At 39.0% G+C, this 18618-nt stretch carries 20 protein-coding genes; all 20 read right to left on the bottom strand.

Annotated elements, in window-relative coordinates; translation table 11 throughout:
- Positions 1 to 2 precede the first annotated feature (2 nt).
- The gene (gene trpA, locus SB717_RS08855) at positions 3 to 818 is read right to left on the bottom strand and encodes a tryptophan synthase subunit alpha (protein ID WP_410903590.1); all 816 of its coding nucleotides are present in this window, start codon (positions 816 to 818) and stop codon (positions 3 to 5) included.
- Positions 805 to 2019 (bottom strand): tryptophan synthase subunit beta, encoded by a 1215-nt coding sequence (gene trpB / locus SB717_RS08850; protein WP_045292887.1) that lies wholly within the window; start codon positions 2017 to 2019, stop codon positions 805 to 807. The genes trpA and trpB overlap by 14 nt, the downstream gene beginning before the upstream one ends.
- Positions 2016 to 2642, bottom strand: coding sequence for a phosphoribosylanthranilate isomerase (locus tag SB717_RS08845; RefSeq protein ID WP_074677381.1), 627 nt, complete (start codon positions 2640 to 2642; stop codon positions 2016 to 2018). Before SB717_RS08845 ends, trpB begins: the two co-directional genes overlap by 4 nt.
- Positions 2632 to 3399 carry an indole-3-glycerol phosphate synthase TrpC gene (gene trpC / locus SB717_RS08840; RefSeq protein ID WP_074677383.1) on the bottom strand — a complete coding sequence of 256 codons (768 nt, stop codon included), beginning with the start codon at positions 3397 to 3399 and terminating at the stop codon, positions 2632 to 2634. Before trpC ends, SB717_RS08845 begins: the two co-directional genes overlap by 11 nt.
- Complete coding sequence (trpD, locus tag SB717_RS08835) at positions 3389 to 4414, bottom strand: anthranilate phosphoribosyltransferase (RefSeq protein ID WP_074677385.1); 1026 nt, start codon at positions 4412 to 4414, stop codon at positions 3389 to 3391. Before trpD ends, trpC begins: the two co-directional genes overlap by 11 nt.
- Positions 4407 to 5921 carry an anthranilate synthase component I gene (gene trpE / locus SB717_RS08830; protein WP_410903589.1) on the bottom strand — a complete coding sequence of 505 codons (1515 nt, stop codon included), beginning with the start codon at positions 5919 to 5921 and terminating at the stop codon, positions 4407 to 4409. The genes trpD and trpE overlap by 8 nt, the downstream gene beginning before the upstream one ends.
- A 283-nt stretch (positions 5922 to 6204) precedes the next feature.
- Positions 6205 to 7287 (bottom strand): 3-dehydroquinate synthase, encoded by a 1083-nt coding sequence (gene aroB / locus SB717_RS08825; RefSeq protein ID WP_410903588.1) that lies wholly within the window; start codon positions 7285 to 7287, stop codon positions 6205 to 6207.
- Positions 7287 to 8459, bottom strand: a complete 1173-nt coding sequence (aroC, locus tag SB717_RS08820) for a chorismate synthase (protein ID WP_328106914.1) — start codon at positions 8457 to 8459, stop codon at positions 7287 to 7289. Before aroC ends, aroB begins: the two co-directional genes overlap by 1 nt.
- A gap of 134 nt (positions 8460 to 8593) precedes the next feature.
- Positions 8594 to 9376 carry a CheR family methyltransferase gene (locus SB717_RS08815; protein ID WP_410903587.1) on the bottom strand — a complete coding sequence of 261 codons (783 nt, stop codon included), beginning with the start codon at positions 9374 to 9376 and terminating at the stop codon, positions 8594 to 8596.
- Between the two features lie 211 nt (positions 9377 to 9587).
- Positions 9588 to 10037, bottom strand: coding sequence for a nucleoside-diphosphate kinase (gene ndk, locus SB717_RS08810; protein ID WP_013059010.1), 450 nt, complete (start codon positions 10035 to 10037; stop codon positions 9588 to 9590).
- A 115-nt stretch (positions 10038 to 10152) separates the two neighbouring features.
- Complete coding sequence (gene hepT, locus SB717_RS08805) at positions 10153 to 11118, bottom strand: heptaprenyl diphosphate synthase component II (protein ID WP_029714664.1); 966 nt, start codon at positions 11116 to 11118, stop codon at positions 10153 to 10155.
- A gap of 81 nt (positions 11119 to 11199) precedes the next feature.
- Positions 11200 to 11904 (bottom strand): demethylmenaquinone methyltransferase, encoded by a 705-nt coding sequence (locus SB717_RS08800; protein ID WP_013059012.1) that lies wholly within the window; start codon positions 11902 to 11904, stop codon positions 11200 to 11202.
- 4 nt (positions 11905 to 11908) lie between these two features.
- Positions 11909 to 12703: a heptaprenyl diphosphate synthase component 1 gene (locus tag SB717_RS08795; protein WP_029714662.1), complete on the bottom strand. Its 795-nt coding sequence runs from the start codon at positions 12701 to 12703 to the stop codon at positions 11909 to 11911.
- 278 nt (positions 12704 to 12981) lie between these two features.
- On the bottom strand, positions 12982 to 13212 hold the full coding sequence (gene mtrB / locus SB717_RS08790) for a trp RNA-binding attenuation protein MtrB (RefSeq protein WP_028411509.1): 231 nt from the start codon (positions 13210 to 13212) through the stop codon (positions 12982 to 12984).
- Positions 13213 to 13237: 25 nt separating this feature from the next.
- On the bottom strand, positions 13238 to 13804 hold the full coding sequence (gene folE / locus SB717_RS08785; protein ID WP_013059015.1) for a GTP cyclohydrolase I FolE: 567 nt from the start codon (positions 13802 to 13804) through the stop codon (positions 13238 to 13240).
- A gap of 147 nt (positions 13805 to 13951) precedes the next feature.
- Positions 13952 to 14224 carry an HU family DNA-binding protein gene (locus tag SB717_RS08780; protein WP_013059016.1) on the bottom strand — a complete coding sequence of 91 codons (273 nt, stop codon included), beginning with the start codon at positions 14222 to 14224 and terminating at the stop codon, positions 13952 to 13954.
- 373 nt (positions 14225 to 14597) lie between these two features.
- A complete protein-coding gene (spoIVA, locus tag SB717_RS08775; protein WP_013059017.1) occupies positions 14598 to 16076 on the bottom strand; it encodes a stage IV sporulation protein A in 1479 nt (492 codons plus the stop codon).
- Between the two features lie 229 nt (positions 16077 to 16305).
- Positions 16306 to 17028 carry a hypothetical protein gene (locus SB717_RS08770; protein WP_013084893.1) on the bottom strand — a complete coding sequence of 241 codons (723 nt, stop codon included), beginning with the start codon at positions 17026 to 17028 and terminating at the stop codon, positions 16306 to 16308.
- Between the two features lie 24 nt (positions 17029 to 17052).
- Positions 17053 to 17256: a DUF2768 domain-containing protein gene (locus tag SB717_RS08765; protein WP_028411511.1), complete on the bottom strand. Its 204-nt coding sequence runs from the start codon at positions 17254 to 17256 to the stop codon at positions 17053 to 17055.
- A 315-nt stretch (positions 17257 to 17571) separates the two neighbouring features.
- Positions 17572 to 18603, bottom strand: coding sequence for an NAD(P)H-dependent glycerol-3-phosphate dehydrogenase (locus SB717_RS08760; RefSeq protein ID WP_013059021.1), 1032 nt, complete (start codon positions 18601 to 18603; stop codon positions 17572 to 17574).
- Positions 18604 to 18618: the final 15 nt, after the last annotated feature.

Here is an 18618-nt window from a genome sequence, read left to right as displayed (position 1 = left end):
TGTCACACCTCGCATTTTTGTATAGGCGAAACGATGGATGCAACATACTCCTCAATTTGATTTAATCCGTCTCGGCGTGTATCCTTATTTAAAAGAACTTCTTCAAGCTGGCCAATTTTATTAACAATTGCACTTCCAATTACAATGCCGTCGCTGTGTTCTTTTAATACCTCTACTTGTTCGCTTGTTGAAATCCCAAAACCGACGGCAACCGATATAGAAGCTGCTGCTTTCACATCTTCTAAAAAGGTGCCAATATCAGGTGGCAACGTAGAGCGAACCCCGGTAACTCCTAAAGACGACACGCAGTATAAGAAGCCCGTTGCATCTGCAGCAATTTTTTGAATACGCTCTTTAGATGTAGGAGCAACCATTGAAATATACACAACTTCATTTTCAGCGGCAAGCTCCCGGATACGGGCACTCTCTTCGTACGGTAAATCCGGAATTAGCACTCCATCTATTTCATTTTCTCGCATTAACGCGAAAAAGGATTCTAAACCTAATTGTAACACAGGATTAAAATAGGTAAAGAGAATTACCGGTATTTTCACACCTTTTTTTCTCATCACCGATACAAGCTTAATAGCTTTTGAAATAGACATGCCGCCAGATAAAGCTCTTTTAGACGCCTCTTGAATAATTGGACCATCTGCTAAAGGATCGGAATACGGTACGCCCAACTCTAAAATAGAAGCACCTTGCTTTTGCAAAGACAAAGCAATCTCCACCGTTGCATCTTCATGAGGATCTCCCGCTGTAATAAATGGAATAAATAATGTTTCATGTTTAGGTAGTCTCGCTTCAAACGTATTCATGTTCTTCTTCCTTCCCTTCTAGCAAGTTTACTAATGTATGAACGTCCTTATCTCCTCGACCTGATAAGCAAATTAAAATGGTTTCTTCTTTCGTCATGCTTTTAGCCAGTTCAAATGCTTTTGCTAGCGCATGGGCGGATTCGATAGCCGGGATGATTCCCTCTGTTTTCGCCAATAGCTGAAGAGCTTCGATTGATTCATCATCCGTTACACTTTCATATTCTACTCGTCCAATAGATGAAAGGTGAGAATGCTCTGGACCGATACCCGGATAATCCAAACCTGCTGAAATAGAATAAGGCTCGGTAATTTGACCATTTTCATCTTGAAGTAAATACGTGAGCGTTCCGTGAATAACACCTTTTGTGCCTTTAGCCATTTTAGCAGCATGAAGGGCTGTATTTAGTCCTTTCCCCCCTGCTTCTACCCCAATCAAGCGTACATTTTCTTCTTTAATAAAATCATAAAACATGCCGATTGCATTACTGCCGCCTCCGACGCATGCCACGACAGCATTCGGAAGTTTTCCTTCTACCGCTGTAAACTGTTCTTTTGCTTCTTCTCCAATAATTTTTTGGAAATCTCGAACCATTTTAGGATAAGGATGCGGTCCAATTGCCGAACCAATTAAGTAAAAGTGATCTTCACAGTGTTGAACCCAGTAGCGAATTGCTTCATTTGTTGCATCTTTTAGCGTTTTTGTTCCAGAAGTTGCAGGAATGACTTCTGCTCCTAGAAGCTTCATACGAAAGACGTTCAACGCCTGACGTTCAATATCTTCTTCTCCCATGAATACTTTACATTCCATTCCGAACTTTGCAGCTACTGTAGCTGTCGCTACCCCGTGCTGACCTGCTCCTGTTTCAGCAATAATTTTTGTTTTGCCCATACGTTTAGCCAGTAAAATCTGTCCAATGGCATTGTTGATTTTGTGAGCACCCGTATGATTTAAGTCTTCACGTTTTAAATAAATTTTTGCCCCGCCGAGTGTTTCGGTAATATTATCAGCATATGTTAAAGCCGTTGGTCGCCCTGAGTAATTGACGAGTAAGGATAGATATTCATCTTTAAATGCTGGATCTTTCATTGCTTCATTCAAAGCTGCTTCTACTTCTTCAAGTGGTTTCATTAATGTTTCAGGTACGTATTTTCCGCCAAATTCACCAAAGCGGCCAAATTCATCAGGGTGATTGTATGTCATAGTATGATCTTCCTTTCAATCTCTATAATTTTTGTATAGTCCTTCGTTCCATTTGTTTCAATACCGCCAGAAATATCAATCGCCCCAGGCTTGTAGGGTAACAAGTTCTCAATGTTAAAAGCATTGATTCCTCCAGCAATAAAGCATTTTTTACCTAACTTTCGTGCAGCTGATTCATACTGAGGAACGAAGCTCCAATCAAAAGCGACGCCCGTTCCTCCGAATTGTTCTTTAACCTTGCTGTCAATTACATAACCGTCAGCTTCTTCATATACATGCATTTGCTGCAGCGTCTCTTTATTGTGCGGGATTGCTTTCCACACTTCATATCCACGCTGCTTTAACTCACGTACTTCAGCAGCTGTTTCTTGCCCGTGGCACTGAATAACCTCTAAATTTGTCACGGAGGCAATTTCAAGCATTTGATCCACCGGTGTATTAACAAATACCCCTACTAGCGAGACTTGTTTTTTTATTTCATCCGTTACAAACTCATTTACTCGTTCAGGCTTTACATATCGTTTACTTTTAGGGTAGAAAATAAAGCCAATGTGAGTAGCAGCCGACTTTTCGATTAAAGCTATGTCTTGTTTTGATCGAATACCGCAATACTTAATAAGCATATTCACTTTCCCCAAACAGCTTTTCAATCGCTTTGGTTTGATTATCCTGTCTCATAAGCGATTCTCCTACTAAAATAGCTTTTGCTCCAGCTTCTTTTACGTAGGAAACATCATCGTATAAGTAAATGCCGCTTTCACTCACTAACAGCTGATCTTTCGGAACGTGCTTGGCGATTTCTTTGGTCTGCTGCACGCTGGTTTCAAACGTATGAAGATTTCGATTATTAATGCCAATAATTTTCGGCGTAAATACAGCTAACAGCTGTTCGAGCGTTTCTAAAGAATGCACTTCTACTAAACAATCTAACTCTTTTTCAGCAGCTTGAAGATAAAGCTCTTGTAATTTTAATGGTTCAAGTGCTTCTCCAATGAGTAAAATAGCATCGGCACCAATTCGTGCACTTTCTTCCACTTGAATGGGATCAATGATGAAATCCTTGCGAAGTACAGGAATAGAGACATGCTGTTTAATATCACTTAAAAACGTTCGATGTCCTTGAAAATAGTGCTGATCCGTTAACACAGACAAAGCATCTGCTTTTCCTTCCTCGTAGGCTTTAGCAATTTCCACAGGCTGAAAATTCTCTTTTATTAATCCTTTGGAAGGAGAGGCTTTTTTTACTTCTGCAATAAGAGCCAGCTCTCGATTCGGATTTGATAAAGCTTCTAAAAATGATCGTTTTGTAACATTTTGCTGTTCCGGTAACTGTAGGTTTTGAATTTCTTCTTTTTTTGTTTCAATAATTTTATTGAGCATGTTCAACCACCTTTTTCGATTTCAATCGTTGTAATTGCGTGTATGCAGCACCTGATTCAATTGTTTCTAAAGCTACAGCTACTCCTTCTTCAAAAGTAGAAACGTTTCCGCTAACGTAAATAGCTGCAGCAGAGTTCAACACGACTGCATTTTTAGCAGTTACATTACTTTTATTTAAAAATAGAGATTCAATGAGCTCTGCACTCGATTTTGCGTCTTCTACCACCAAGTCTTCAAGCTTCCCTCTCTGTAAATGCACATCCTCTGGTGCAAGCGTATATTCTGTAATGACATTGCCCTGTACTTCTACAACATCCGTTACATCCGTGGCACTAATTTCATCTAAACCATCTCTGCCCGCAACAAGCAGGACGTGATTCGCTCCCAGTACAACAAGCGCTTCTGCTAATTTCCGTGCAAGCTCAATAGAATAAACGCCAATTACTTGCTTTGTGCAGTTAGTAGGGTTTGCTAACGGACCTAATGCATTAAAAACGGTTCTAAACCCTAATTCCTTTCGAGTAGCAGCAACGTGCTTCATAGCAGGGTGATAAAGCGGCGCAAATAAAAAGGACATGTTGAGGTCAGCCACCGCATTTTTCACTTCTTTTTCATTTCCCTGAATCCATATATCCAGATGTTCTAACACGTCTGCACTTCCGCTTTTAGAAGACACGGCGCGATTCCCGTGTTTCGCAACCTTTACTCCGGCAGCAGATGCCACAATCGCGCTAGCCGTCGAAATATTAAAAGTAGAGGCGCCGTCTCCTCCCGTACCGCACGTATCTACTACGTTTAATTCTTCTAGAGAAATAGCATTCATATTGTTTTTCATACCTCGGACAAACCCAACAATTTCATCGACGGTTTCTCCTCGGTACGTTAAGATGGTTAGCACGCTAGCAATTTGAGCTGTCGGGACTTTACCGTTCATAATATCATTCATAATTTTTTCTGCTTCTTCCGCTGAAAGTGACTCGCCGCGCAAACACTTTTTCAACAATTCTTTAAACATATACATCCTCCTTTTTATCGTAGATGTCTTGAGCTAATTGAATTGTTTTAATTAAAGCGCTAGCTTTATTGCGGGTTTCTTTCCACTCAAGCTCCGGTTTTGAGTCAGCAACCACTCCTGCTCCGGCCTGTATATAAGCGGTTTGGTCTTTCAAAAGAATGGTGCGAATCGCAATGCACGAATCAATGTTTCCATCAAATCCGAGATATGCTACGGTTCCTGCATATACATTTCGCGCAACTGGTTCAATTTCATTTAAGATTTGCATCGCCCGCACTTTTGGAGCGCCAGATACGGTACCCGCTGGAAATGCAGAAAGCAGCGCATCAATAGGATGTACTTTTTCATCCAGGCGTCCTGTCACTTTAGAAATCAAGTGCATGACGTGCGAAAAGTTAACCTGCTGCATTAATACTGGCGTTTGGACACTTCCATACTGTGCAACTCGGCCGATGTCATTTCTTGCTAAGTCCACGAGCATATAGTGTTCTGCCCGCTCTTTTTCATCGTTAATTAAGTCTTCATACAAGCGAGCATCTTCTTCTGCATCTCTGCCGCGTCTTCTCGTTCCTGCAATTGGATGAATTTCTAAATGGCCGTTTTCAATTTGAATCAATCGCTCAGGGGAACTTCCGATCAATTCCACTCCCTTTACTTTCACGTAAAATAAATACGGAGAGGGATTAACTAATCGCAATACTCTGTAAATATCAAATCCAGCTACGGTCGTATCAATTTGAAATCTCTGCGACAATACGGCTTGAAAAACATCTCCGCTTTTAATGTATTCCTTAATTTTTTCCACATCTTGCACAAATTTATCTTTTTGGTATGACGATGTCACGCCTTCAAAGCTAACTTCGCGCTGCTCGAGTGCAAACATCATGGGCTTTTCTTTCACCGTCTGCGCTATTCTTTCAACATATCGATTGATCTCCGTTAGAGCTTCGTCATATTTTTCTTTTTTCTGCTGTTCTTTATCTTGCTCATCAAGCTGAATGTAATGAATCACCATAAGCTCTTTTGTTTGGTGATTATAAGCGAGCATCGTTTGACAATAGATAAAGTGAAAAGTAGGCATGTTCAAATCGTTTTGAGCATGTACGTTTACTTTTTCAATTTGCGATACTGCGTCGTAGCTGATAAACCCTACTGCTCCTCCTTTAAAAGGAAGTGCAAGGTCTGGCACTTTCACTTTCAGCTCTTGCTGAATTTTACAAAATACCTCTTTAAAGCTGTCTCCTTGCAGCACAGGTTGAAGCTGCTTGTTTTTTGCTAGATAGGTTCCTTTCTCTTCTTCTACATACAAAAATGGATTCAAGCCAATAAAAGAATAATGGGACCATGGTGATGATTCATCATTACTTTCAAGTAAATATACAGCTTCATCTTTTACCTGTTGAAAAAGATCAACAGGTGTCATGCTATCGATAAATATTTTTTTTATGATTGGAATGGTTAAATACTTTGTAGAGTCTTCTAAAAAAGAAGTATACGTGTTCGTCATATCTTTCAATCCTCCATTTCATGGAGAATGAGAATAGATGAGGTGATATAAAAGAGGATATAATAAATAAACCCAAAGACACATCAAAAATGGGCCTTTGGGTATACGAATGGTAAAATTCACTCAACTAAACTCTGCTCAACTGTCTCATTCTCGTCTACCCTAATCTCAACTAAACTGTCTATTGTTTTCTCATAACTAAAATCTCTAAACTAACTTGTTACCAATTGTAGTACGTTTCAAATTCATTTGTCAACTACTATCTACTTGGCTTTTGAAGAAACTACGCTTGAAGCTCTTCATTCAGCAGCTTAAGAATTACTTCATCTTCTACTTGTTGAACAAAAGGTTTTCCTATGCCTTCAAGCAGTACCATATGAACATTGCTTGATTTGGACTTCTTGTCTGCTTTCATTCTCACGAGCAGCTTTTCAGCTGAAAGGTGGTTTGGAACAGACGTCTCATAGCCAAATTTTTCAAACCATTTCGCAATTTCAGCTACAGGGAACTCGCTTTTCCCAAGCGTATTGCTGACTTTCATAGCAAACAGCATCCCAATGGCTACGCCTTCTCCGTGACTGATTTGTCCATAGCCGCACTCTGCTTCGATCGCATGACCTAACGTATGTCCAAAGTTCAGGTGAGCGCGAACGCCAGCTTCTGTCTCATCTTCTTTTACAACAGATGCTTTGACTAAAATACCGCTTTGGATAGCATAAATTAATTTTACATCTTGTAAATCAGTCAGCGATTGTATATTTTGCTGAAGCCATTCATAAAATGCTTCATCGTGAATAAAAGCGTGTTTAATCACTTCTGCAAAACCGGAACGCCACTCTCTTTCAGGAAGCGTTTTAAGAAGATCAATGTCATAAACAACCGCTTCAGGCTGATAAAAAGCGCCAATCATATTTTTTCCAAGCTCATGATTAATGGCTACTTTACCACCTACAGCACTATCGTGAGCAAGAAGCGTCGTTGGCACTTGAATAAACGAAACCCCTCTCATATATGTAGCGGCTACAAATCCAGCTAAATCGCCAACTACCCCTCCGCCGAAAGCAATAACGAGCGCATTGCGGTCAAGCTGCTGCTCGAGTGCAAATGTCTGGCAATCGTAGTAATGTTGAAATGACTTTGCATGTTCACCGCTTGGCACTACGTATTTAGCCACTTTAAACTGCGTCTCAACCGCTTTTACAACCGCTTCTCCATAATATGAATCTACAGCTGAATCAGTGATGATTAACACCGACGACAGATTGGGTTTTACACTCTCAATAATAGAAGGCAGCTTTTCAATTAATCCATTTCCTAAATAAAGAGGATATGTTTTCGATAAAGTTTGAATATCAATTTGCAACATTAAAACTCCCTCGCATGTGCACGCATTTTCTCAATATTTTCAGCAATTAAATCAATTCGGTCTTGTCCAAACTGTTCGATTAGCGCATCAGCCAATTCCCAAGCTACAACGGCTTCTGCGACAACGCTTGCTGCCGGCACAGCGCAGCTGTCTGAACGTTCGATGCTTGCCTCGAAGGCTTCTTTTGTTTCAATATCAACACTTTTTAACGGCTTGTAAAGCGTTGGAATAGGTTTCATTACACCGCGTACTACAATTGGCATACCTGTTGTCATGCCGCCCTCAAAGCCGCCTAAGTTGTTTGTTTTACGGGTATATCCATTCTTTTCATCCCATAGAATTTCGTCATGAACTTCGCTTCCTGGTCTGCGAGCCGCTTCAAATCCAATCCCAAACTCAACGCCTTTAAATGCATTAATGCTCATAACGGCTGCAGCAATCTTCGCATCTAATTTACGATCGTAATGGACATAGCTACCTACTCCTGCTGGCACGCCTTCAATAATAACTTCTACTACGCCTCCGATAGAATCGCCGTTTTTCTTAGCATCATCGATTGCTTGCATCATGTCTTTCTCAACAGCTGAGTCAAAACATCTTACTGGAGAAGCTTCAGTGACTTCTTGAAGTTCCTCTAAGCTTTTGTATTGAGGCGGATTTGCCTGTACGCCGCCAATTTCTAATACATGTCCAGCTACAGAAATCCCGAACTGAGCAAGGATTTGACGAGCCACAGCACCTGCTGCTACCCTTACAGTTGTTTCACGAGCTGAAGAACGTTCTAATACATTTCTCATATCGCGATGACCATATTTAATAGCGCCGTTTAAATCGGCATGTCCTGGTCTTGGTCTTGAGATTTTACGCTTTACTTCTTCTGATTCTTCTTCAGAAATTGGCTCGATGCCCATAATTTTTGTCCAGTGTTTCCAGTCGTTATTTTCTACCGCTAACGTAATAGGAGATCCTAGCGTATAGCCGTGGCGGACACCGCTTAAAATTTCCACTTGATCTTTTTCAATTTGCATACGTCTTCCGCGCCCATGACCTTTTTGTCTTCGCGCTAAATCTGTATTGATGTCTTCGGCTGTTAAAGGAAGCCCTGCCGGAACACCTTCTAAAATTGTAGTCAACTGTGGACCATGTGATTCTCCTGCTGTTAAATATCGCATAATCGTACCTCCGCTTAATATGTATTATTCGTCAGAATTTTTCCATTTTTAAATATGACTATACCATACTATAACATAAGAATATATAAAAAGTTTCACCTCCGCTTGTAAGAAATGGCTTCAAGTTATCTCAATTAAATGGTCTTTACTTTTCTGTAAAAAAACGTATCAGCCGTTTCAAATCCATACTTTTGCGGAGTAAAAACCTGCTCAGTGCTTCCTACAAATAAGATGCCGCCAGGTGCTAAAGCTCTGCTGAATTTTTCATATAAAGCATACTTAGCTTCATCTGTAAAATAAATAAGCACATTTCGACAAACAATCAAGTCAACGTTTTTAGGAAAAGAGTCTGACAGTAAGTTATGTTTTTGAAAAACAACTGTTTTTTTGATTTTTTCATCTAATAAGTACCCGGTTCCTCTTTGTTGAAAGTACTTATTTTTCATCGAAACAGGCATTTCCTGAAGTGAACGTTCATCATAAAAGCCTACTTTTGCTTTTTCTATCACTTTTTCATCCAAATCGGTCGCCAATATAGAAATACGCGAAAGCGGAAAAAATGTTGATAAAACCATCGCTAGTGTATACGGCTCTTCCCCTGTTGAACAGGCAGCGCTCCACACTTTCAGATCTGTTTTTCCTTTTACAAGAGTCGGTAAAATTTTTTGCTCCAATATATCCCACCGCTGATAATTGCGATAAAACTCTGACACGTTAATCGTCATCCGATCTAAAAACTCCTCTAGCAGTTCGTTGTTACTGTTCATTGCTCGATAATATTCAAAAAAACTAGTAAAACCTTTTTTTTCATACAGCGAGGTGAGGCGGCGGTGCATTTGAGACTGCTTATATAGTGACAAATCCATGCCTGTTTTTGTTTTTATTTTCTCCACAAACGCGTCGTATTCATCTATCATTTTTTGCTCTCCTTTCTCATTCCTATACATTTATGTTAGACGTATAAAGAAATAAAACCTTTATATACGCTTATCGTCTTATTAATATATCGGAATACATTATGAAAATGTTTATGTAAGGAAATCTTTGCACTTAATAGCCTAGAAGCCTATTTATAAACACAATAAAAAAGACGAATGAAAATTCATTCGTCTCTTTGCGCTATCTAAATTAGTAAATCCAAGCGTCTGCGTCTTTTTTATAGAAAGTCAGCTCTTCACTTTCAAAGAATAAGCTGATTTCACGCTCCGCACTTTCTGGTGAATCTGAGCCGTGAATAATATTCTTATCGACAATCAGTCCATAATCACCTCGAATAGTTCCAGGAAGCGCTTCTTGAGGGTTAGTTTTCCCCACCATTTGACGTGATACTGAAATCACGTTTTCACCTTCCCATACCATAGCAAAAACTGGACCTGATGTGATAAATTTCACTAACTCACCGAAGAAAGGTTTCTCTTTATGTTCACCGTAGTGTGTTTCAGCTAATTCCTGCGAAATATGCATAAGCTTAGCTCCAACTAATTGAAAACCTTTTTTCTCAAAGCGAGAAATAACCTCACCAATAATGCTTCTTTGTACCCCGTCTGGTTTGACCATTAAAAACGTTTTTTGTATCATTTTACTCTCCACCCCTGAAGTTCATGATATGTAAACAAATTTTGAAAGCGCAATCACACCTCATGAAGATATTAACATTGTTTCGAGCAGTTTACAACTTATGAAAGTAAATAAATCAAAATTTCCGTTTTCCAATGTACTTCGCAATTTGATGCAGCGTTTTTTTCGCCTTGTTTGGCGGCAGTTCTTCTAAAATGCTCATCGCTTTTTGCAGATAACGATCGCTCATCTCAAATGAACGTTCAATGGCGTTAGAAGATTTAATATAAGAAATAATTTCATTGATCAGCTCTTGCTCATATTCCCTCTCGAAAAGCTGTTCTACTTTATCTCGAAACTCAGCATTTTCAATGGCATACAAAACTGGCAGCGTAATATTTCCTTGCAGTAAGTCGCTGCCAACTGGTTTCCCAAGCTGTTCTTCTGATGAGATAAAATCTAAAATGTCATCGGTAATTTGAAATGACATTCCCACGTAATATCCAAACCAAAATAAACGTTTATGTATATCTTCAGGAGCTCCCGCTGCAATTGCGCCTAACTGACAGCTTGCAGCAATTAGCAGTGCCGTTTTACGTTTAATTCTACGCAGATACACGCGTAAGTTTTGGTTTAGGTTGTATTTGTCCTTAATCTGTTCAATTTCACCGAGCGTTAACTCCACCATCGTATTAGATAAAATTTTATGTGCTTCCACATCTTTAACCTCACTCATAACTTCAAGTGCACGAGCAAAGATGTAATCCCCTGTATACATAGCAATACGATTGTCCCATTTTGCCTTAATTGTTGGTTTTCCCCGTCGCTTATCAGCGTCATCAATAACATCATCATGAACAAGAGAAGCCATATGAATCAGCTCAAGCGCTACTGCCACATGTTTAATTTGGTCGATGTTGTAATGCCCAAATTTAGCTGCCAACAAAACAAATACAGGGCGAATTCGTTTCCCCCCTGCTTGTAAAAGGTGAAGAGAAGCATCTGTGATAAGTGTTTCATCGGTATGAACAGTTTGTTCAAGTTCTTTCTCAATAAGGGTAATATCCGTATTCAAAAAAGCGTACATCATTTTTAGTTTCATTGGACTCACCTTGCATTATATATTCATTCTTTACTCCTTATCCTACAGGCTGTTGCACCTCTAGGACAAGCTTTTTCTCTTTTATCGTTTGTACCCTAGATGCATCGCTGCTACTCCACCTGTGTAAGATTTCACTTCAACATCTGTCAAACCGGCTTCACGGAACATATCAGCCAATTGCTTTTGACCTGGAAAGTCCCTAGCTGACTCTTGAAGCCATGAATATTCATCATAACTTTTAGCGACCATCTTTCCAAGCGCAGGCATAATATACTTAAAATAAAGCAAGTACATTTGTCGGTAGCCAATCATCGTTGGCTGAGACGTTTCAAGGCAAACGACTTTTCCGCCAGGTTTCACGACGCGCTGCATTTCCTTTAAAACTTGAAGGTAATCAGGCACGTTGCGCAGTCCGAATCCAATTGTTACATAGTCAAATGAATTATCTTCAAAAGGAAGTTCCATTGCATTGCCATGTAGTAAGGTAATATTTGAAAAAGGTGAGTTTTTTACTTTCTCTTCACCAATCTTTAGCATATTTTGACTAAAATCTAGGCCAACTGCCTCTCCTGTTTCTCCAACTGCTTCAGCCATAGCTAGCGTCCAATCCGCAGTTCCGCAACAAACATCTAAAGCTTTTGTTCCTTTTTGAACATTCATTCGCTTCATCGTATCTTTGCGCCATGCCTTATGACGCTGAAAACTAATAACAGAATTCATTTGATCATAATTTTTGTATATTTTTTCAAATACGCCATGGACACGCTGTTCTTTTGATTGCTGCATATCTCTATCCTTCTCCTACGACATTTTTCAACACTTCTAAGCTAGATGTAAGTTCATCTAAGTGCTCTCTTAAAAACTCATTCATTGCAAATTCACTTCGTAAGTATCCTCTAACAATATTTACAGACTGTTGAGTATACGAATAAAGGTATTCTTTTATTTGTTCTTGATTCATGCCAATTTGTTTGCAATAGTTTAGCAAGAGAGTAGGCTCTTTATGCTGTAATGACTTTAATTGCTTTAATATCCCGTTCAAATACGCTGCATGTTTTAAAAGTTCTTTCCACTCTTCACGTTCAAAATAGTCACATAAGCATCTTACAAACGATGATTCTGCTGCTAAAAAACTATTCATAACGTCGTGTGGATTAGTAGAGCGATTGTTATAAATGTGTATCTTAGCGATATTAATTTCTTTAATAGCAGATGCTATAACTTTCATTAAATTCAGCTGGCTGCTTTGAGCTAAATAGTAATAGTACAGGCCGCTGTAATAATCTCCGGCCAAAACTACCAGCTGCCGCTCATGCAGCTTCCCTTCATTTCCGCTAACATTTTGAGTGGAGACTAGATCGTGGGTATCAAGTGCGGTTTGAACGAGCATCACAGATAGCACAGAGCTGTTCTTTTTTTCTTCTTCCATTGAAAGAGTATCTAAGAACGAACACATGTACAGTAATCTATTTTCATCAATACGCGGATGATGAATATATTTTTTTACATATGGATGACTTAATTCAACATGAAGCTGTTCTTTCATGTTGGCCACAATATCATAGATGGTTTTTACGCTCATCATCCTTGTCTCCCTTTCCATCACTATTTGTTTAAAGTTCTTTTAACTCCAAATCGATAGTGTCAATTATAACATAATTACATTATAAAATATCCTTTAAATTCTTTTGAAGCTTTTTCACAGTTTAAATCCTTTAGCTGCTCATCCGCTTGAACACCGTTCATCTACATACCATCTTGATTTCTTAGATAGTAATTTAAGATATTGCTTTTAGTTTCACCATGTTTTTCCTGTTCTTATTCATCTATTTTAAATATAAATAAAAGCAGGAAAATCCCTGCTTATTTTTTCGTATCGGATTCAATTTCTCCGTGAACAGTCTGAACGACGGCTTTGCCACGAATTTTAATTGCTGATGTATGCTCAGTAAACTGCGCAATCATCACTTCGCCTTTATCTAGTTTTTCTGAATGATGAAATCGCGTATCTGCTCCTCGCGTTAAGCCAATTACGTTAACTCCATCTTCGACCGCTTTAATGACAATATACTCTGGCGTTCCTTTTTGTGTCATATTCTCTTCTCCTTCATCATCCACATTATGATTTAATCAATGATAAAACTTCAGCTCTAGAACTTGCATCGTGTTCTAACACTCCACGCACAGCAGAAGTGATTGTCATAGCCCCAGGCTTTTTAATGCCTCGCATGGTCATACACATGTGCTCTGCTTCCACTACTACCATTACCCCATGAGGCTCTAATGTTTCTACAATAGAATCCGCCACTGTAGATGTAATTCTCTCCTGAAGCTGAGGACGTTTCGCAACAGCTTCTACCGCTCTTGCCAGCTTACTTAAACCGGTCACTCGTCCGCCTTTTGGAATATACGCAACATGAGCTTTTCCGTAAAAAGGCACTAAGTGGTGTTCACACATAGAGTAAAAAGGAATATCTTTTACAAGCACTAGCTCTTCATGATCTTCTCCAAAAACTGTTTTAAAATGCTCTTTTGGATCTTCATTCAACCCGGAAAAGACTTCCTCATACATTTTAGCTACTCGCTTTGGTGTATCTAATAATCCTTCACGGTTTGGATCTTCGCCAATTGCTTCTAAAATTAGTCTCACAGCTTGTTCGATCTGTGGTTTATTTACAGATGACATGTTGTTGCCCTCCAATTCGTTGCATTACGACTTTATGAAAAAATTCTAGCATATGTATATACCAAAGGCAAAAAAGAAAGGTCGCAAATGTGCGACCTTTCAAAGCTCTTCATCAACGGCTATGAATAAAGCCATTTTATGTAGATATTATTTTACAGCATCTTTAAGAGCTTTACCTGGTTTGAATGCAGGAACTTTGCTAGCAGGAATTTCGATTTCTTCGCCAGTTTGTGGATTGCGTCCTTTACGAGCAGCACGTTCACGTACTTCGAAGTTACCAAAACCGATAAGTTGAACTTTGTCCTCAGCTTTTAAAGCTTCTAAAATTGTATCGAAAACAGCATCAACTGCTTTTGTAGCATCCTTTTTTGAAAGCTCACTTGCTTCTGCAACAGCATTAATTAATTCTGTCTTGTTCATGCCATTCACCTCCTCCCAAAATCGGATCATATAATAACTAAAAACCTTGTTAGAAAAGGAATCTAGTAATTCGTTATATCTCATTCTTTAACAAAACAAATGGATATTATACATAACCTATGTATCGACAAGCCTAATCATAAACGATTGAACTAAATAATTCAATGTTTTTCATTCATCTGCCGTATGTATGTAGTGAAAACAGTATGATCGATCGATTTCTGTTAAAAGATTAACATATTGAACAAGGCATAGCAAGCAGAAAATAACGCAGGAATAGGATAACCACGCGATCTATCACAATATATGTAAAGTTTTGTATGATCTATCCAAAAAGAAGAGGCTCCTTTATGAGGAGCCTAACGTTATATTCTTATAAAATAATCGCGATTAAACCTCCAGATCCTTCGTTAATAATCCGTTCTAGCGTTTCTTTTAACTTATATCGCGCATTTTCAGGCATCAGCGACAGCTTTCCTTGAATCCCTTCTCTTACGATTGAACTCAGAGAGCGGCCAAATATATCTGAATTCCAAATTGAAAGCGGATCATCTTCAAAGTCTTGCATCAAATAACGAACTAATTCTTCGCTTTGCTTCTCCGTTCCGATAATCGGCGCAAATTCTGATTCTACATCCACTTTAATCATGTGTATAGAAGGTGCCACTGCTTTTAAACGAACTCCAAAACGCGATCCTTGGCGAATAATTTCAGGTTCATCAAGGCTCATATCTGAAAGCGAAGGTGCAGCTACACCATAACCCGTTTGTTTAACCATACGAAGTGCATCAGAGACTTGATCATACTCAGTTTTTGCATGCACAAAGTCTTGCATTAACTGCAGCAAATGATCTCTTCCGCGAATTTCTACTCCTACGATTTCTTTCAAAATCTGATCATATAAATCATCTGGAGCGTATAGGTCAATTTCGGCAATTCCCTGCCCCATCTCAATTCCGGCTAATCGAGCCTGATCGATAAACTCAAACTGGCTAAATTGCTCTACTACCCGTTCAACGTCTCTCAGCCTCTTAATATCTTTTACCGTTTCTTTAACGGCTTCTTGATAGCTTTCACGCAGCCAATGTTTATCTTTTAAAACCATTACCCAGCTTGGTAGATTAACGTTGACTTCTAATACAGGGAACTCGTATAGTGCTTCTCTCAATACGTTCATCACATCAGTATCGCGCATGCTTTCTACACTCATCGCTAACACTGGGATATCATATTTTTCATTAAGCTTTGCACGAAGCTTTTCTGTATCAGGATGATATGGCTGTACGGTATTAATAACCATGATAAATGGTTTGCCTACTTCTTTTAGCTCATTAATGACGCGCTCTTCTGCTTCCACGTAATCTTGACGCGGTATATCTCCAATTGAGCCATCTGTTGTAATGACGACACCAATCGTTGAGTGTTCTTGAATAACCTTTCTTGTTCCAATTTCAGCCGCTTCGTGAAATGGAATTGGTTCTTCATACCAAGGTGTATTGATCATTCGAGGTCCATTTTCATCTTCGTACCCTTTAGCGCCTGGCACTGTATATCCTACACAATCTACTAACCGTATGTTAACTTCTAGCCCGTCATCTACCAAAACATTAACTGCTTGATTCGGTACGAATTTCGGCTCAGTTGTCATAATCGTTTTTCCAGCTGCACTTTGTGGCAGTTCATCTTGTGTGCGAGCTCTTTCTGCCTCGTTCTCGATATGAGGCAGGACCACCAGCTCCATAAATTTTTTAATAAATGTAGATTTTCCTGTTCGAACTGCTCCCACCACACCTAAATATATATCGCCTCCTGTACGTTCAGCGATATCTTTAAATACATCCACCTTTTCCAAAAGATCCCCTCCGATCTATGAGTTCATGGAATATGACATCCATTGCGAGAGTAAATTAGGACACTATATAGTTATGACGTTGTCCTATTAAAATATGACTTTTGATAGAAAAATTTATGATTTTTTTCATGCACATGCTGACTTAGTCATTCTGATTTTCATTATTGGTGTACAAGAAAGAGAAAACCCCTTCTCTCTGAATATTATTCAAGGAGAAGGGGTTCATGACTTATTTTTTAAAAAATATTGGTTCATTCTTATCGTTGACTGTATAAGGAAGAGAGTAAGCAGGTACAAAATCACTGTTTTCCACAAGGAGCTTTCGGATATCTTCACCCGGTTTGTAGGAGCTTTTATGCTTTTGAATGGCATCATACAAATCAGGACGATAATCTACAAATACATCTCCCTGCCCATTAACAATTAAAGAAAGACTATTACCTGTATACGGGCTAGTAACGACAGGAGGTTCTTTCATATTCAATTTCTTATAGTTAATAGAGAATACGCCGGGAGCGATGACGTCTTTAAACGGTACGTACCCTTTATGGTTTTGACGGTATATATTCAAATGTACATTAACATCTTGAATTGTATCCGCCATCCGTAAGTCCAATAATTTAACCGTAGGCTTTGTTTCTGCATCCACAAGCACGTACGCAAATATCCCTCCGCTTTCATACGAATTCCCAGGTGCGTCTTGCATGTATCTAGGAACAATTTTCGTGAAGTCAATCGGGTATTTTTGGTAAATAGGTGTGTCCATATCTTTCGTTTTTATCGGCAGTAAGCCTCCGCTTTCTTGTTTAAATTGATCAACGGCCGTTTGCACGGAAGCAACTTGATCTTTATAAGGAACTTGATTTTGAGACATTCTTTCCGTCGGGTACAAACAACCGGACAATACAAAAATGGTTAACCCAACAATAGACGTTAGCATGAATTTTTTCATTTTTCTCACCCTACCATATGTACATTAAGCATCTGTCGGACCGCTGAATACAACAATTACCATAATAAGACCTGCTACAATCATGAGCGAATAGGCAATGAAAGCGAGTACAATTTTACCAACGCGATTCGTGATTTTATAACGACTAAAGTAAATAGAAAATACCGCAATAAACATAAATACAATGGAACCCAATGAAATCCACATCTTTAACAAACCTGGCGACAAATTGCATCCACTCCTTTTTTCACCGTTATTATAACATAAGGACTTATAGTTAAGACGGATATTAATAGAACATTCTAAATTAACTATTTATTTATTTTCCATTGATTTATGCTCTATAGTAATTACTTTCCTATTAAATTGACAAATTCCTGCTTTTTCACATAAAAAAAATCGAAGCGAAGGGGGCTCTTCGCTTCGACCATAACTAAATATTCCCATACTAACAGTTCTACTCATCTTTATTTACACGTTATTTTATGCAAGTAAATGATTTTGGGTATCACCAATTGCCTATTTTTTCATATTTCTTTGCACTTAATTTAATTTTTCTCCTAAAACATTCGCTAAATCTTCCATTTCATGTGTTTTAGTACGAGACATAAGCGCGTCTACTGCATCTTTTGCCTTCACATCATTAAACAGTACATTATATAAAGCATCAGCAATCGGCATTTTTACGTCGTATTTTTGAGATAGCTGGTAAGCTGCTTTCGTCGTGCGTACACCTTCTACAACCATTCCCATATTTTCTAATACTTCGTCTAAATTTTTACCTTTTCCAAGAAGATTACCAGCGCGCCAATTTCGAGAATGAACGCTTGTACACGTTACAATCAAATCTCCAATCCCGGTTAAACCTGAGAACGTCAGAGGGTTGGCACCAAGCACCGTACCTAAACGAGCGATTTCAGCTAAGCCACGAGTCATAAGAGCGGCCTTCGCATTGTCACCATATCCGAGTCCATCCGTGATACCAGCAGCAAGAGCAATAATATTTTTTAACGCTCCCCCAATTTCCACACCAATCACATCAGGATTTGTATAAACACGGAAGTACTGTTGATTATTAAATAAATCCTGTACTTTTTCTGCTGCTTGTATATTTGTTGAAGCTGACGTCACCGTTGTCGGCTGCCTTCTACTTACTTCTTCAGCATGACTCGGGCCTGATAAGACAACGATGTCTTTTGTATCAATTTCTTGTTGAATCATTTGAGATATACGTAAAAGAGAATCCGGTTCAATTCCTTTACTCACGTGAACAATTGTAAACAGTTCATCGGTAAGGGATTTTAGCTGTTGCAACACTTCACGAATGGCCTTCGTCGGAACAGCTAAAATAAGGGTTTCAACACCCTCTATTGCCTTTTCTAATGACGTAAAACCTTTAATCTGATGAGGAAGCTCTACACCAGGCAGATATTTTTCATTCTGATGCGTCTCGTTGATTTGATCAATGACTTGTTGTCTATGTCCCCAAATGCGAACATCGTGTCCATTTTCCGCCAATACGAAAGCTAATGCAGTTCCCCAACTCCCTGCTCCTAGTACAGCTATTCTTTCCACGCCGATCACATCCTC

The sequence above is a fragment of the Priestia sp. SIMBA_032 genome, assembly GCF_046535215.1.
Classification (GTDB): domain Bacteria; phylum Bacillota; class Bacilli; order Bacillales; family Bacillaceae_H; genus Priestia; species Priestia aryabhattai.
This window is presented reverse-complemented; position numbering and strand designations above follow the sequence as displayed.

Excerpts from the sequence above, each read along its gene's own strand:
- trpA (WP_410903590.1), bottom strand. The coding sequence starts at position 818 with ATGAATACGTTTGAAGCGAGACTACCTAAACATGAAACATTATTTATT.
- trpB (WP_045292887.1), bottom strand. The coding sequence starts at position 2,019 with ATGACATACAATCACCCTGATGAATTTGGCCGCTTTGGTGAATTTGGC.
- SB717_RS08845 (WP_074677381.1), bottom strand. The coding sequence starts at position 2,642 with ATGCTTATTAAGTATTGCGGTATTCGATCAAAACAAGACATAGCTTTA.
- trpC (WP_074677383.1), bottom strand. The coding sequence starts at position 3,399 with ATGCTCAATAAAATTATTGAAACAAAAAAAGAAGAAATTCAAAACCTA.
- trpD (WP_074677385.1), bottom strand. The coding sequence starts at position 4,414 with ATGTTTAAAGAATTGTTGAAAAAGTGTTTGCGCGGCGAGTCACTTTCA.
- trpE (WP_410903589.1), bottom strand. The coding sequence starts at position 5,921 with ATGACGAACACGTATACTTCTTTTTTAGAAGACTCTACAAAGTATTTA.
- aroB (WP_410903588.1), bottom strand. The coding sequence starts at position 7,287 with ATGTTGCAAATTGATATTCAAACTTTATCGAAAACATATCCTCTTTAT.
- aroC (WP_328106914.1), bottom strand. The coding sequence starts at position 8,459 with ATGCGATATTTAACAGCAGGAGAATCACATGGTCCACAGTTGACTACA.
- SB717_RS08815 (WP_410903587.1), bottom strand. The coding sequence starts at position 9,376 with ATGATAGATGAATACGACGCGTTTGTGGAGAAAATAAAAACAAAAACA.
- ndk (WP_013059010.1), bottom strand. The coding sequence starts at position 10,037 with ATGATACAAAAAACGTTTTTAATGGTCAAACCAGACGGGGTACAAAGA.
- hepT (WP_029714664.1), bottom strand. The coding sequence starts at position 11,118 with ATGAAACTAAAAATGATGTACGCTTTTTTGAATACGGATATTACCCTT.
- SB717_RS08800 (WP_013059012.1), bottom strand. The coding sequence starts at position 11,904 with ATGCAGCAATCAAAAGAACAGCGTGTCCATGGCGTATTTGAAAAAATA.
- SB717_RS08795 (WP_029714662.1), bottom strand. The coding sequence starts at position 12,703 with ATGATGAGCGTAAAAACCATCTATGATATTGTGGCCAACATGAAAGAA.
- mtrB (WP_028411509.1), bottom strand. The coding sequence starts at position 13,212 with ATGACACAAAAAGGAACGCCAGAGTATATTGTCATTAAAGCGGTCGAA.
- folE (WP_013059015.1), bottom strand. The coding sequence starts at position 13,804 with ATGTCATCTGTAAATAAACCACAGATCGAACAAGCTGTGAGACTAATT.
- SB717_RS08780 (WP_013059016.1), bottom strand. The coding sequence starts at position 14,224 with ATGAACAAGACAGAATTAATTAATGCTGTTGCAGAAGCAAGTGAGCTT.
- SB717_RS08770 (WP_013084893.1), bottom strand. The coding sequence starts at position 17,028 with ATGAAAAAATTCATGCTAACGTCTATTGTTGGGTTAACCATTTTTGTA.